This window comes from Kitasatospora sp. NPDC088346 (assembly GCF_044740765.1).
In the GTDB taxonomy this organism is placed as follows: Bacteria; Actinomycetota; Actinomycetes; order Streptomycetales; family Streptomycetaceae; genus Kitasatospora.
Genome location: NZ_JBIURH010000005.1, coordinates 196,081 through 209,257, shown reverse-complemented (window position 1 = coordinate 209,257; position 13,177 = coordinate 196,081). Strand labels below are relative to the sequence as shown.

Annotated in this window: 10 protein-coding genes; 4 read left to right on the top strand and 6 right to left on the bottom strand. The window is 75.3% G+C overall.

Annotation, left to right across the window (positions count from 1 at the left end; translation table 11 throughout):
• The first annotated feature begins 11 nt into the window (after positions 1-11).
• Both ACIOFR_RS10285 and ACIOFR_RS10280 read left to right on the top strand, forming a co-directional pair.
• The gene (locus ACIOFR_RS10285; RefSeq protein ID WP_400994462.1) at positions 12-140 is read left to right on the top strand and encodes a transposase; all 129 of its coding nucleotides are present in this window, start codon (positions 12-14) and stop codon (positions 138-140) included.
• A complete protein-coding gene (locus tag ACIOFR_RS10280; RefSeq protein WP_400994460.1) occupies positions 125-814 on the top strand; it encodes a glycoside hydrolase domain-containing protein in 690 nt (229 codons plus the stop codon). Before ACIOFR_RS10285 ends, ACIOFR_RS10280 begins: the two co-directional genes overlap by 16 nt.
• A gap of 160 nt (positions 815-974) precedes the next feature.
• Here the strand turns inward: ACIOFR_RS10280 and ACIOFR_RS10275 are convergent, their stop codons facing one another.
• Positions 975-2,435 carry an amino acid permease gene (locus tag ACIOFR_RS10275; RefSeq protein WP_400994457.1) on the bottom strand — a complete coding sequence of 487 codons (1,461 nt, stop codon included), beginning with the start codon at positions 2,433-2,435 and terminating at the stop codon, positions 975-977.
• Between the two features lie 350 nt (positions 2,436-2,785).
• The gene (locus ACIOFR_RS10270) at positions 2,786-3,520 is read right to left on the bottom strand and encodes a Mut7-C RNAse domain-containing protein (protein WP_400994455.1); all 735 of its coding nucleotides are present in this window, start codon (positions 3,518-3,520) and stop codon (positions 2,786-2,788) included.
• A 336-nt stretch (positions 3,521-3,856) separates the two neighbouring features.
• Between ACIOFR_RS10270 and ACIOFR_RS10265 the strand changes: the two genes are divergently transcribed.
• Both ACIOFR_RS10265 and ACIOFR_RS10260 read left to right on the top strand, forming a co-directional pair.
• Positions 3,857-5,806 (top strand): M28 family metallopeptidase, encoded by a 1,950-nt coding sequence (locus tag ACIOFR_RS10265; protein WP_400994453.1) that lies wholly within the window; start codon positions 3,857-3,859, stop codon positions 5,804-5,806.
• A 45-nt stretch (positions 5,807-5,851) separates the two neighbouring features.
• Complete coding sequence (locus tag ACIOFR_RS10260; protein WP_400994451.1) at positions 5,852-7,831, top strand: M36 family metallopeptidase; 1,980 nt, start codon at positions 5,852-5,854, stop codon at positions 7,829-7,831.
• A gap of 43 nt (positions 7,832-7,874) precedes the next feature.
• On the opposite strand, the gene ACIOFR_RS10255 is transcribed toward ACIOFR_RS10260, so the two are convergent.
• The 4 genes from ACIOFR_RS10255 to ACIOFR_RS10240 all read right to left on the bottom strand — a co-directional run bounded on the left by ACIOFR_RS10255 (position 7,875) and on the right by ACIOFR_RS10240 (position 13,169).
• Positions 7,875-8,279, bottom strand: a complete 405-nt coding sequence (locus ACIOFR_RS10255) for a PPOX class F420-dependent oxidoreductase (RefSeq protein ID WP_400994448.1) — start codon at positions 8,277-8,279, stop codon at positions 7,875-7,877.
• Between the two features lie 118 nt (positions 8,280-8,397).
• Complete coding sequence (locus ACIOFR_RS10250; protein ID WP_400994446.1) at positions 8,398-9,222, bottom strand: alpha/beta fold hydrolase; 825 nt, start codon at positions 9,220-9,222, stop codon at positions 8,398-8,400.
• Positions 9,223-9,243: 21 nt separating this feature from the next.
• Positions 9,244-9,996, bottom strand: coding sequence for a formyltransferase family protein (locus tag ACIOFR_RS10245; RefSeq protein ID WP_400994444.1), 753 nt, complete (start codon positions 9,994-9,996; stop codon positions 9,244-9,246).
• Positions 9,993-13,169, bottom strand: coding sequence for an amino acid adenylation domain-containing protein (locus ACIOFR_RS10240; RefSeq protein ID WP_400994441.1), 3,177 nt, complete (start codon positions 13,167-13,169; stop codon positions 9,993-9,995). Before ACIOFR_RS10240 ends, ACIOFR_RS10245 begins: the two co-directional genes overlap by 4 nt.
• Positions 13,170-13,177 lie beyond the last annotated feature (8 nt).

Sequence of the window (13,177 nt, the reverse complement as noted above, 5' to 3'; positions counted from 1 at the left end):
AAATGTGACGGATGCTCAGCGGGCGCCGTGGCTGGCGGCGGAACCATCGGCAGGCCGTGAACGGGGTGCTGCACCGGATCCGTCCCGGCGTCCCGTGGCGGGATCCTCCGGAGCGGCTCGGGCCGTGGAAGACGGTCTGACCTCACCGGAGCAGACCATGGCCGCGCCGCCACCGCCGGCGGCCGCCGCGTTCACCGGGCTGGCCTTCGACACCTGCACCGCGCCGCCGGTGGCGGCCATGGCGGCCTGGCGCGGGACGTCCCCCTACGGCGCCGTCGCCGTCTACGTCGGCGGTCGCAACCGCGGCTGCGCGCAGCCGCAGCTCACCGCCTCCTGGGTGACGGCGGTGAGCGCCGCCGGCTGGAGGCTGGTCCCGCTGTACGTCGGGGCCCAGCCGCCGTGCCGGACGGGCGGCGGCCCGGAGCGGATCACCGCGGCGACGGCGGACTCGCAGGGCGCGGCCGACGGCGCCGACGCGGTCGCCCGGGCGTCCGCGCTCGGGATGAGGCCCGGCAGCACGCTCTACCTGGACGTCGAGGACTACGACGCCGCGGACACCGCCTGCGGTGACGCGGTGCTCGCCTACACGCAGTCCTTCGACCGGGCGGTGACGGCGCGCGCGTACCGGCCGGGCTTCTACGGCTTGAGGGCTCCGGCGCGGCCCGCATCGCCGCTGCGGCCGGCCGGGGCGCGCCGGACCTGCCCGACGCGCTCTGGTACGCGAAGTACGACGGCGTGGCCGACACCACCGGCGGTTTCCCGTACCCGGCCGGGCTGTTCACCGGCCACCGCCGCGGCCACCAGTACCAGGTGAACCGGCGGGAGACCTACGGGGGCGTCACCCTCACGGTGGACCGCGACGCCTGGGACGCCCCGGTGGCCGTGACCGGCTGACCGGCAGCCGCGCACGCCCGGAAAGCGGAGGGACCCCGGCCGGCCGGCCGGGGTCCCTCCGCGGTGTGGTGCGGGGCGGCTCAGTGGCCGGGCCCGCCCACGGTCTCCAGCTGCTCGGCGGCCGCCGCGGGGACGGCATCGCCACGGCGCTTGAGCAGCGCCCAGCCGATCGCCAGGCAGACGGCCCAGCCGGCGCCGACGTACAGCGAGACGCGGCTGTCGGGGTCGATGGCGATGAAGACGGTCACCATCAGCAGGAAGGCCACCGCGATCCAGCTGCACACCGTGCCGCCGGGGGCGGGGAAGGAGGACGCGGGGAGGCGGCCGGCGACCACCGCGCGGCGGTAGCGGATGTGGCTGACCAGGATCATCAGCCAGGTCCAGATGCCGGCCGCGGTGGCGACCGAGGTGACGTACCCGAAGGCCTTCTCCGGCACGACGTAGTTGAGCAGCACGCCGACGCCCATCAGGACGGCGGACAGCGTGATGCCGACGGCCGGGGTCTTGCTGCTGCTCAGCCGGCCGAGCGCCCTGGGGGCCTCGGAGTTGGCGGCGAGGTCGCGCAGCATCCGGCCGGTGGAGTACATGCCGGAGTTGCAGGAGGAGAGCGCCGCGGTGAGCACCACGAAGTTGACGATCGCGGCGGCGAACGGGATGCCGATCTTGGAGAAGGCGGCCACGAACGGGCTCACGCCGGCCTGGAACTCGGTCCACCGGACCACCATCAGGATCACGCTCAGCGCGCCGACGTAGAAGACGATGATGCGCCAGGGCAGGGCGTTGATGGCCTTGGGCAGGGTCTTCTCGGGGTTCTCCGACTCGCCCGCGGTGACGCCGATCAGCTCGACGGCGAGGTAGGCGAACATCACGCCCTGGAGCGTCATCAGGCTGGAGCCCACGCCCTTGGGGAAGATGCCGTCGTGCGCCCAGAGGTTCGAGACCGCGGCCGTGTCGCCGGCCTGGCTGAAGCCGAAGGTGACCACGCCGAGGCCGATCACGATCATGCCGACCAGTGCGGTCACCTTGACCATCGAGAACCAGAACTCGATCTCGCCGAACAGCTTCACCGAGATCAGGTTGGCCACGTACAGGACCACCAGGAAGACCAGCGCGGTGACCCACTGCGGGACCTGCGGGAACCAGTAGTTCACGTAGATCGCGGCGGCGGTGAGCTCGGCCATGCCGGTGACGACCCACATCAGCCAGTACGTCCAGCCGGTCACGAAACCGAAGAACGGGCCGAGGAACTCCCGGGAGTACTCGGCGAAGGAGCCGGAGACCGGGCGGTACAGGAGGAGCTCGCCGAGCGCCCGCATGATGAAGAAGACGATCACACCGGCGATCGCGTACATCAGGATCAGGCTGGGGCCGGCCTTGGCGATGTTCGCGCCCGCGCCGAGGAAGAGCCCGACGCCGATGGCACCGCCGATGGCGATCATCTGGACCTGGCGGCTGTTGAGTCCCCGCTCGTACCCCTCTTCGGGAGCGGTGCCGGCCGCCGTACCGCCGTCGCTGTGCTTGTCGACCTGCACTGAGGTCATGGTGATGCGCCTTTCTCCATGCGCGGTCCGTGGCGGCAGGCCACGGGCCGGATCACGATCCCCCCGGATGTGGATGGAGTGCGGGCCGGCGGTCCGCCGGCCCAGCGCACTGCTCGGACAGGGGTGGCGTCCGGCAGCGATCGTGCAGATCTATCACAGCGGACCGGGCCTCCCGGGCCGGGAACTGTGGCGCGGATCACCGGAAGAATGGGACAAACGGGTGTCAAGTCCGGCATAAACGGGTCAACCTGGTGATCTGATCGTTATCCGGATCTGAGCCTCCTCTGAGCGAACACCGCCCGTCCGCCCGAGCCACCCGTCCGCCCGGGCCGCCGCCCGGGCCGGCAGCGTCAGGACCGCGGCAGGCCGCCGAACTCGGCCAGGGCGTCCGCCACGATCGCGTTCAGACGGCCGTGGTGGGCGCCCCGCCAGTAGACCTGCCCGCAGTCGCCGCACTGCGCGAACACGTCGTACGAGCGCTCGGTGCCGTCCCGGAGCCGGTCGTGCACCTCCTCCTTCGCGGCGCTGTGCAGGAGACCGTTGCACGCCGTGCACCTGGTCCAGGGGGCGAGCGGCGGCTCGAACCGGGACAGCACGTCCCGCAGCTGGTCGTCGGGGCGGTGGCTGTAGACGTGCGCGCCCGCCCACAGCTCGCGGCGGCGCAGCAGCCCGCGGTCGCGCGAGAGCATCACCCTCCGCTCCGCGGCCGAGCGCGCGGCCAGCGCGGCGTCGCCGATGTCCACGCTCTCGTAAGCGGTGTCCACGCCCAGCAGCCGCAGCCGCCGGGCCAGCGTGCCGAGGTGGACGTCCAGCAGGAAGCGGGCCGGCCCGGGAAGCCGCTGCGGCCGGCTCACCGCGCACACCGAGACCTCCTCGCCCGCGCCCGGCACGTGCGAGACGTCCACCGGCCGCCCGCCCGCCAGGAGCGCGCCGACCTCGGTCAGCGGCACCCCCAGGGACTCCACGACGTGCCCGAGCGTCGACACGCCGTCCGTACGGACCGCCGACCGCCCGGCCCGCTGCGCCGAGGCGACGAACAGGTGCAGCTCGGGGGCGAACTCGATCCAGATCTCCGGTCTCTCCACCCGCCCAGGATGCCAGCGGGGCGTACCGCCGGGCGAGACATTTCCGGTCCGCGGACCCTCGCCGGCCGCCCGCCCGGTCCTGGTCACGCACAGTCAGAGCCCCGCGCGCACAGGCCTGGTTGAGCGTCCGCAGGGCGCACGGACGGTGACCGGGCGCGGGATCGGCGGCCCAGGATGCAGGAACCCGCGGACCCTCGCAACATGGAAGGGTCAGAGCCCCCACGGCTGCCCCGGCCGGTTCCCGGCCCGTCCGCCGTGCACCCGTCCCCGGCTGTGGGGCGTACCCCGGCTCCGTCGTCCAGCGTCCCGCAGCTCCGCGCTCCCGGAGGCACCGAGATGTCCGTGCTGTTCTTCGACATCGGGGCGACCCTCGCGGACGCCGCCGTCGGACCTGACGGCTCGTTGGAGCTCCACCCGCTGCCCCGGGTGTTCGAGGTCCTCGACGCCTTCGCCACGACCCGCAAGGGCGTCATCTCCAACCCCGGTCCGGGGGAGGCGGCGAAGGAGCGCGCGGCGGCCGCGCTCCGGGCCGCGTTCGGGGACCGGTTCCCCGACCCGGACCTGATCCACTGGGGGCCGAAGACGAGCCGTGACGCCTTCGACGCCGCGGTCGTCTCCGCGGGCGTGCCGGCCGGCGACTGCGTCTTCACCGGCGAGGACCCGGACGAACGCGGACGGGCCCGCGAGAGCGGTCTGCGCACCGCACCCCACCCCGTCCTCACCCGCGCCGCCGTCGACGGCCGGGCCGTCCTGTGGGTCAGGATCGGCCTCCCGCCCGGCCGCGGGCCGGCCGAGCTGGACGAGGCGGTCTCCTCGGCGGAGGTCGTGCCGGTCCACGTGGCCTCCGCACACCTGGTGCTCGCCATGGCGACCGAGCAGGGCGTCGCCGTACTGGAGTCGGCCGGGTTCACGGCCGACCGGCGCGGGCCGGTGGACGAGACCTCGGCCTTCCTGCTGCGGGACGACCGGCCCGTCCCGGCCGCGCCGGCGCCCGCGGGCGCCTCCGCCGGGCAGCGGCGGGCCGCCGAGGCCGAGCTGCGCGCCGCCGCCGCGTTCGCCTTCGCCGCCGAACGGCTCGACGGCTCGGCGGAACCCGCGGGCCGGGTGCCGCCGGTCGCCTCGCTCGGCACGGCTCCGGGCGGCGTGTACCTCGCCGTCGGCGCCGGCGCCCCGGTGGAGCGGCTGCACCTGCCGGGAACCAGGCCAGGCCACCTCGAACGGCTGCTGCCCGACCCGGCGCTGCTCGCGCGCCCGGGCGGGGCCGGGGCCCCGGGGCTGCTCGGGGACGGCTTCGCCGCCCTCGGCGCGCCCTCGCCGCAGACCGTCGCCGCGGTGCGGTCGACGGTCACCCCGGAGGCGATCCGCGACCACGTCGCCCGCCTCTCCGGTGCCCGGCCGCTGGTCGACGGCGAGCCGTTGACGGTCCGCAGCCGGGACGTGTCGAGCGAGCAGAACCCGCTCGTCGTCGACGCGCTGGCCCGGCGGTTCCAGGACCTCGGCCTGACGGTCCGGCGGCACTCCTTCACCTGGCGGGGCCGGCGGCTGTTCAACCTGGAGGCCGAACACCGGGTGGCGGGTGCCCAGGCGGCCGTCCTGGTCACCGCGCACCTCGACTCGACCGCCGCCGAGGGCGAGTTCCTCGACGGCGCCGGCCGGCCGCGCCCGTACGATCCGGCCCGCGACCCGGCGCCCGGCGCCGACGACGACGGCAGCGGGGTCGCGGCGGTGCTGGCCACGGCCGAGTGCCTGCACGCGGTGCTCGCGGCCGGGCGGGTGCCGACCGGCTCGCTGCGGTTCGTGCTGTTCAACGCCGAGGAACAGGGGCTGGTGGGCAGCAAGTTCTACGCCCGGGCGGCCGCCGCCGCGGGGGACGGCATCGCCGCCGTGCTGCAGATGGACATGATCGCCGGATTCCGCGGCGGCACCCGCACGGTCGAGATCCACGCGGGCTCCGCCGTGCCCGGCCCGGCCGGGGCGGCCTCCGACGCGCTCGGGGGCGTCCTCGGTACGGCCGTCGCGGCGGTGGAACCCGGCCTGGTCGTCCAGCGGCTGACCGGGGAGGACGACCCGGCGGCCGGCCGCAGCGACCACGCGAGCTTCCACGAGCGCGGCTGGGCGGCCGTCGCGGTCTCCGAGAACTTCTTCGACGACACCGCCCCGGCCACCGGCACCCGCCAGTACCACCGGCCCGGTGACACCCTCACCGACCGGGACCACAGCACGGAGTACGCGACGTCCATCGCCCGCACCGTCGCGGCAGCCGCTCTGACTCTCGCGGGCCTCTGAGGCATCACCAGCGGCCTTGGAGCCGTCACCACCGAGGACCACGCCATGACCGACATCATCGACAGACGGAACACCGGCTACGACAGGTTCGCCGGCGCCGCCGAGCCCGGCAAGGTCAACCACTTCACCGGGCACCCCAACGAACTGCGGGCGTCCGCCGCGCCGAGCATCGCCGGCCTGGCCCCCGGAGGCGGGGAGGCCGTCCCCGACGCGGTGTACATCGCCCACGCGAAGGCGTACGTCGCCTCGGTGACGGGGGCGATGGGCTTCGCGGCCGACGAACCCGCCGAGTTCCAGGCCGATCCGACGCTGACCACGACCAGCGAGGGCATGCGCGTCGTGAGCCTGCAGCAGACGCTGAACGGCATCGAGGTGTGGGGCATGGCCCCGAAGGTCTGGCTGCACCGGGACGGCACGGTGGACCGGGTCGTCGGTGACACCGCCAGCGTGCCGGCCGACCTCCCGGCCACCCCGGCCGTCCCGGCCGAGACCGCGCTGCGGGTGGCGGCGGCGAAGGCCGCCGAGGCCCGGACGCTGCGCACCGCCTTCGGTGACGACCTGCTGCCCGCGCTCGACGTCTCCGCCGGGTTCGAGCGGGTGTCGCACCAGCCGCGCAGCGACCAGCCGATGACCTTCAGCAAGGGGGCGTTCGAGGAGGCCGTCCCGGCCCGGCTGGTGTACCTGAACATGGGGGAGGAGATCCGTCTGTGCTGGCTGTTCACCTTCTCCCGGGAGCACTTCGTCGCGCAGTACCGGGCCTTCGTCGAGGCGGACGGGCGCACCAGGGACCCGAACGCCCCGGAGATCCTCTACTTCTACGACACCGTGCGCCACGCCGTCACCGGCCGGGTGTTCCGCCGCAACCCGGCCGAGAGCGGTTTCGACCTCGCCGACTTCCCGCTGCCGACGGCCGACTACCCGACCCTGCCCTCGACCGGGCTGCCCGCCGGATTCCCGCTGCCCTGGCTGGACTTCGTGAACGGGACGGTGTCGACGGTCGGCAACAACGTGGCCGCGGTCAACGCGAAGGACCGTCAGCCGTTCGAGGTCCCGGTGGACGCGACGGGCAACTCGGTGTTCAGCCCGCCGGAGAACACCCCCGAGCAGTTCGTCACCAACATCTTCTTCTTCTGCAACTACATGCACGACTTCTTCATGATGCTCGGCTTCACCGAGGAGCACGGGAACTTCCAGACCAAGAACGTCACCGGCAAGGGCAAGGGCGCCGACCCGGTCCTCGCCTTCGCCCACCCGGGTGCGGTGACCGGTACGGCCAACATGGCGACCCGGGCCGACGGCCAGGCCGCCGTGATGAACATGGGGATGGTCACCTCCACCGGCCGGCACACCGCCAACGACGCCGACGTGGTGTTCCACGAGTTCACCCACGGCGTCACCAACCGGCTGGTCGGCGGGCTCCTCGACGCGGACGCCCTGAACGAGGACCAGTCCGTCGCGATGGGCGAGGGCTGGGGCGACTACTTCGCCCTGACCACCCGCAACTTCTCGCAGTCCGAGGAACGGACCGTCACCGGCAGCTGGGTGGTCAAGCGGTCCGGCGGCATCCGGCAGCGCCCGTACGACAGCGCGTACCCCGGCACCTTCGGGGACATCGGCAAGGGGCAGGGCGAGGTCGCGGGCGCCGGCAACGGGGACCTGACCTACCAGGAGGTGCACGACGTCGGCGAGATCTGGTGCGCGACCCTGATGGAGCTGACCCGCAGGGTCGGTACCGCGCTCGGCGACAAGCGGCGGGGCTACCGGGTGAGCTGGCAGGCGGTCGTGGACGGCCTGAAGCTGACCCCGAAGAACCCGTCCTTCCTGGTCGCCCGGGACGCGATCCTGCGCGCCCTGCGGGCCCTGCGGGGCGGCGCGCTGACCCCGGCGGAGTACACCGCCGCCCGGCTCGCGGCCTGGGAGGCGTTCGCGAGGTTCGAGATGGGGTTCGACGCGTTCTCACCGAACGCCTCGTTCGTCGGCTGCCGCGGTGGCACGGCCATGCCGCCGGCCGGCTCGGAGGACTGACGGCCGGGCGGGGGCGGGCCAGTCGGCGTCCGGCCGGGCGGGTTCAGTCCGCGAGGGTGATGCGGATGCCGACCGTGCCGCTCTCGCCGCGCCGCAGCCGACTGCCTATCAGGGTCACCACCCCGAGCAGGCCGTACTTCTGTCGCAGCAGCGTGCGGTAGGCAGCCGTCCGCTCGGGCGTGCAGATCTCCGCCACGGCGGGGTACTGCTCGCCGGTCGGGTTGCCGCGGGCGTCGCACGGACCGACCAGCACGTCGGCGCGGTTGCGGATCCGGCGTACCTTCCACGACTCGGCGGCCGTCCAGACCCCCAGCGCGGTGCCGTCCCGGACCACCCAGACCGGGGTCGGCACCGCGGTGCCGTCCTTGCGGAAGGTGGTGACCAGCAGGTAGCTCCCGGTGGCGAGTCGGACGAGGCGTTCCAGCCGGTCGTTCGGTGTGGCATCCATGGCGGGAATTCTAGGGGTCACCCCGGCCGCCTCCCCGCCGACGGCGCCCGCGCCCCGCCGCCGCGCCGCGGCCGGGCCCCGCCCGGCGCCGCGACGGGAAGGGACGGGACGGGAAGGGCTACGTCGCGGCGCTCGCCCCGCGGCCGAGCAGCGGCGAGCTGCTGCCGTCCAGCAGGACGCGGGCCACCAGCTCGGGGTTGTCGCCCATCGGGACGTGGCCGCAGTCGGCGAGCGGGACGAACCGCGCGGCCGGCAGCAGCAGGCGGGCCCGGCGGCCCTGGGCGTACGGCAGCAGGCGGTCCCGGCTTCCCCAGGCGATGGTCACCGGGACCTCGGACGGGATGGCGGTGGGGAAGCCCTGGGCCTGCTCGGCGCGCCCGGCGACGAGGGTCTGCCGGAAGCCGGGGGCGTGCAGCAGGGCGCGGGTGTCGAGCAGGAGTTCGTCCGGGTCGAGCCGCTCGGGGCGTCCGTAGATCATGCCGAACATCAGCCGGCGGCCCTGCGGGTACTCCGCCAGCCTGGCCCGGACCGGTTCGGGGGTGCGGGCGGCGAAGCGGTGCAGGTTGAGCACGCCGCGCGCGTACAGGAAGCCGGAGCGGCGGTAGAAACCGGCCGGGGAGAGCGCCGTCGCCGAGGAGGCGAGCCCGTGCCGGGCGGCGTGCAGGGTGAAGAGCCCGCCGAGCGAGTTCCCGGCCACGTGCGGGCGCTCGACGCCGATGGACGCCAGGAAGTCGCCGAGGACCCGCATCGCGCTGTCGACGGTGTACGGCACCCCGGCGGGCAGCGGCGGTGAGGCGCCGAAGCCGGGGAGGTCGACGGCGATCACCTCCCGCTCCCGGGCGAGCAGGTCCAGGACGGGCTTCCAGCCCTGCCAGCGGTGTCCGATGCCGTGCAGCAGCAGGAGGGGCGGGCCGTCGCCCCGACGCTCGTGTACAAGGTCCATGACCACGAGCCTAAGCCGAAGTTACTCGCCAGTCACTCCCTTGTGAGAACTTTCGTCAATAGTCCGGAACCCGGACCCGTCCGGCCGCGCCGCGGCGCCCCGCAGCACCGCCGCCAGCTCGGGCACGAACGGTGCCGCCACCCCGAGGTCGGTGGCCCGCGGGTAGTCCGGACGGCCGGCGTACGAGGGCAGCTCGCGCAGCGCCCGCAGGCCGAAGTAGCCGGGCCGGCCGGGCTCCCGCACGGCCGGCGGCTCCGGGTCGCGCCCGGCCGCGACGTCCGCCAGCGTGCGTTGGAACAACCGGTGGCAGGCCTGCACACCGCGCAGCAGCACCTGGTGGTAGCGGGCCTCCGGGCCGACCGGGAAGGCCAGTTCGGCGAGCACCCGGCCGGTGTCCACGCCCGCGTCGACCTCGTGCAGTGTCGCGCCGTACTCCCGGTCGCCCCGCAGCAGCGCGTACGCCACCGCGGCCGAGGGCAGCCCGCGGTGCTGCGGCAGCAGGCCGTTGTGGATGTTGTAGATCCGCAGCCCCCGGGAGAGCAGCGGCGCACGGAAGATCATCCGGTTGTTGACCGACCAGACCACGCCGTCACCGCAGCGGTCGAGCAGCTGCCCGGCCACCGCGTTGACGTCCGGGGTGGTCAGGTGCGCGGTGGCGCCGTCGCCCGGGTCGTCGGCCGGGTCGTCCGAGACCACCAGGTCGACCCGGTGGCCGGTGGTCAGGGCGTGGGTGACGGCCCGCCGGAGCAGGGCGCCGCGGCCGACGAAGATCACGCCGTGGCCCCCTTCGCGGCGGTGCGGGCCGTCCCCGAGCGCCGCGCGGCCCGTACCGCGTCGCACACCCGTGGCAGCGTCAACTCACCGAGGGAATCGCCGAGTCCGTCCATGAAGGCGTCGGCCGCGCGCGGATCCAGCAGTTCCTCGGCGACGGTCGAGAGCATCTCCAGCACGGCCAGCGAGTCGCCGCCGAGGTCGTGGAAGTCGGCGGCCGGCCCGATCGCCCGGCGCTCCAGCCCGAGCGCCCGCGACCACACCTCGGCCACCTGCTCCACCAGTTCGTCGGCCGCCGGTCCCGCCCCGGTCGGGCCGCCGGGCGAGGTGTCCGGCGAGGTGTCCGGTGAGACGCCCGGCGGAAGGGACGGCTCCCCGAACGGGTCGGGCAGGGCCGCCAGGTCCGCCTTGCCTGACACCGTCAGGGGCAGCGCGGCCACCGGCAGCACGACCGCCGGCACCAGGTGCGCGGGCAGCAGCGTGGCCAGGTGGTCACGGAGCGCCGGCCCCAGCCCGGCGCCGGTGCGGCCCGCGCCCTCGGTGGTGAGCACGTACGCGCACAGCGCCGGAGCCCCGCCCGGGCGGGTGCGGACGGCCACCACGGCCGTGCGCACCGCCGGGTGGCCCTCCAGGGCGGCCCGCACCTCGGCGGGCTCGATCCGGTGCCCGGCGATCTTCACCTGCTCGTCCTCGCGTCCCACGAACTCCAGCTCCCCGCCCGGCAACCGGCGGGCGAGGTCGCCGGTGCGGTAGCGCCGCACCCCGTCCGCGCCGACCGGGAAGGAGACCGCGTCCAGATCGGGCCGGCCCAGGTAGCCGCGGGCCAACTGCGGCCCGGAGAGCAGGATCTCGCCGACGGCGTCCGTCCGGTCGGGTCCGACCGGGGCCCCGGAGCCGTCCACCAGCTCGACCCGGACCTGCGGCGCGGGCCGGCCGATCGGGACGACCGGACCGGTCTCGGTGCCGTCCAGGACGTGCGCCAGACAGCCGACGGTCGCCTCGGTGGGCCCGTACCCGTTGATCAGCCGGGCCCCCGGCCCGAGCCGGCGCCGGACCCGGTCGGCGGCGGCCCGGGTGAACTGCTCGCCGCCCACCAGCAGGGTCCGCAGCCCTGCGAGGCCGAGGCCGTACGCCTCCATCAGGTCCAGGTGGGTCGGGGTCACCGCGAGCGTGTCGGCCCGGTGCCGCTCCAGCAGTTCGCGCAGCGCGGGCCGGGTCGGCTCGCCCGGGACCAGCACCGTCGTGCCGCCGTGCAGCAGCGGCAGGAACAGCGGGAAGCAGGAGATGTCGAACGCGAACGAGGACAGGAAGGCGAATCTGGTCCGCCCGTCCACCCGGCACAGGTCGGCCGCCCACCGGACGAAGGCGAGCAGCGCGCGGTGCTCGACCTGGACGCCCTTGGGACGCCCGGTGGAGCCCGAGGTGTAGACCACGTAGGCCAGTTGGCCCGGCTCGGGCTCCGCGGGCCGGAAGCCCGCGGGCGCGTCCGGGACGTCCTCGACGGCCAGCACCGGGCAGGGCGAGGCGCCGTCCGCGCGGCCCAGCATCCGGCGTTCGGTGACGCAGGCGACCGCCCCGGCCTCCTGGAGCACCTGCGCGATCCGGGCGTCCGGCTGGTGCGGGTCCAGCGGCAGGTACGCGGCGCCGGCCTTGAGGACGCCCCACAGCCCGGCCACCCCGGCGGGGGAGCGCTCGACCAGCAGCCCGACCACGTCCTCGCGGCCGACGCCGCGCCGCAGCAGCCCGGCCGCCACCGCGTCCGAACGCCGGTCCAGCTCCGCGTAGTCGACGGGGCCGGCGGGGCCGTCCAGCGCGATCGCCCGCGGGGTCCGCGCGGCCTGCCGCCGGAGCAGCCCGACCACCGTCGTGTCCGCCGTGTCCGCCGCGACCCGCTCCGGGGCCGCGCCCACCACACCCGCACCCACCACACCCGCGCTCGCCGGGCCCGGGTCGCCGGTCTCCGGCCCGGTGACGGACGCGACCAGCCGGTCCATCAGCTCGTCGGCCCGCGCGGCCAGGCCGGGACCGCCCTGGAACCCGACGGTCAGCTCGGTGCGGTCCGGCAGCTCGACCGCCACGCAGGACACCGGGACCAGCGGCGCGTGCACCGGCAGCGCGTACACCGTCCGGCCGGTGAAGCCCGCACCCGAGCACTCCGCCGGGCTGACCCGGCCCAGGTGGGAGACGACCGCCGAGGCCAGGTGGCGGTCGCGCCGCAGCGACACCGCGCGCCCCGCCCGCAGCAGCCCGGCCGCGGCCGGCAGCGGCAGCCGGGCGAGCGCCGACTCGAAGCCCCCGGCGAGCTCCCGGCGGTCCGCCAGCGCCCGCAGCAGCTGCGCCTGGGCGGCGGGCCAGGACTCGCCCCCGGCGAGGTCGAGGAAGACCGGCAGGGTCAGGTTGCCGGTGGCCGGCTCGCCCTCGTGGTGACGCCGCAGGTCCACGGGCACCATGACGCGGGCGCGCGGTGCCCCCGTGGCGTCCGCCACCGCCCGGGCCAGCCGGGCGGTCAGCGCGTGGTGGCGGCCCGGCAGGGTGTGCCGGCGCCACAGCGACTCCGGCCGCCCCGCCGTGCCGGCCGGCCCGGCGGTCAGCGGTGCACGCTGGTCGAGCAGCAGCGCGGGCCGGCGCCCGGTGGCGCCGACCTCGGCCAGCAGCCCGGCGTCGGTGACCGGTGAACGGGCCGGCCGGGCCGGCTCCCCGCGCAGCGCCCGGAACACCTCGGCCATCCAGAGCAGCGCGCCGTGCCCGTCCATCACCCCGTGGAAGGCCCGGAACACCAGCGAGGTCGCGCCCGCCGCGCCGGGCAGCAGCAGCACCTCGCAGCCCGGCCCCCGGCGCAGGTCCAGCGGGTCCTCCAACCAGGCCGTACCGGTGCGCAGTGCGGCGTCCGGTCCGCTGCCGTCCGGGGCCACCCGCAGCTGCGGCGGGCTCCCGGAGTCGACCCACCGGCGCCCCCGGCGCACCAGCCGGGAGCCTGGGCAGGCGTCGGCGGCGGCCGCCAGCGCCGCCCGCAGCCGCTCCGGGTCCGGATCGCCGTCGCCCTCGACGACGAGTTGCAGCACCATGGCGCTGCCGAGCCGGTGCGCGCCGAGGTACAGCCACTCGGTGGCCGAGACCGGGCGCCGGTAGGGCGCCCCGCCCGGCCGGGCGGCGGGAGTGCTGTCGTTGGTAGTCATCACAGTCT

Excerpts from the sequence above, each read along its gene's own strand:
- ACIOFR_RS10285 (WP_400994462.1), top strand. The coding sequence starts at position 12 with ATGCTCAGCGGGCGCCGTGGCTGGCGGCGGAACCATCGGCAGGCCGTG.
- ACIOFR_RS10275 (WP_400994457.1), bottom strand. The coding sequence starts at position 2,435 with ATGACCTCAGTGCAGGTCGACAAGCACAGCGACGGCGGTACGGCGGCC.
- ACIOFR_RS10265 (WP_400994453.1), top strand. The coding sequence starts at position 3,857 with ATGTCCGTGCTGTTCTTCGACATCGGGGCGACCCTCGCGGACGCCGCC.
- ACIOFR_RS10260 (WP_400994451.1), top strand. The coding sequence starts at position 5,852 with ATGACCGACATCATCGACAGACGGAACACCGGCTACGACAGGTTCGCC.
- ACIOFR_RS10255 (WP_400994448.1), bottom strand. The coding sequence starts at position 8,279 with ATGGATGCCACACCGAACGACCGGCTGGAACGCCTCGTCCGACTCGCC.
- ACIOFR_RS10250 (WP_400994446.1), bottom strand. The coding sequence starts at position 9,222 with ATGGACCTTGTACACGAGCGTCGGGGCGACGGCCCGCCCCTCCTGCTG.
- ACIOFR_RS10240 (WP_400994441.1), bottom strand. The coding sequence starts at position 13,169 with ATGACTACCAACGACAGCACTCCCGCCGCCCGGCCGGGCGGGGCGCCC.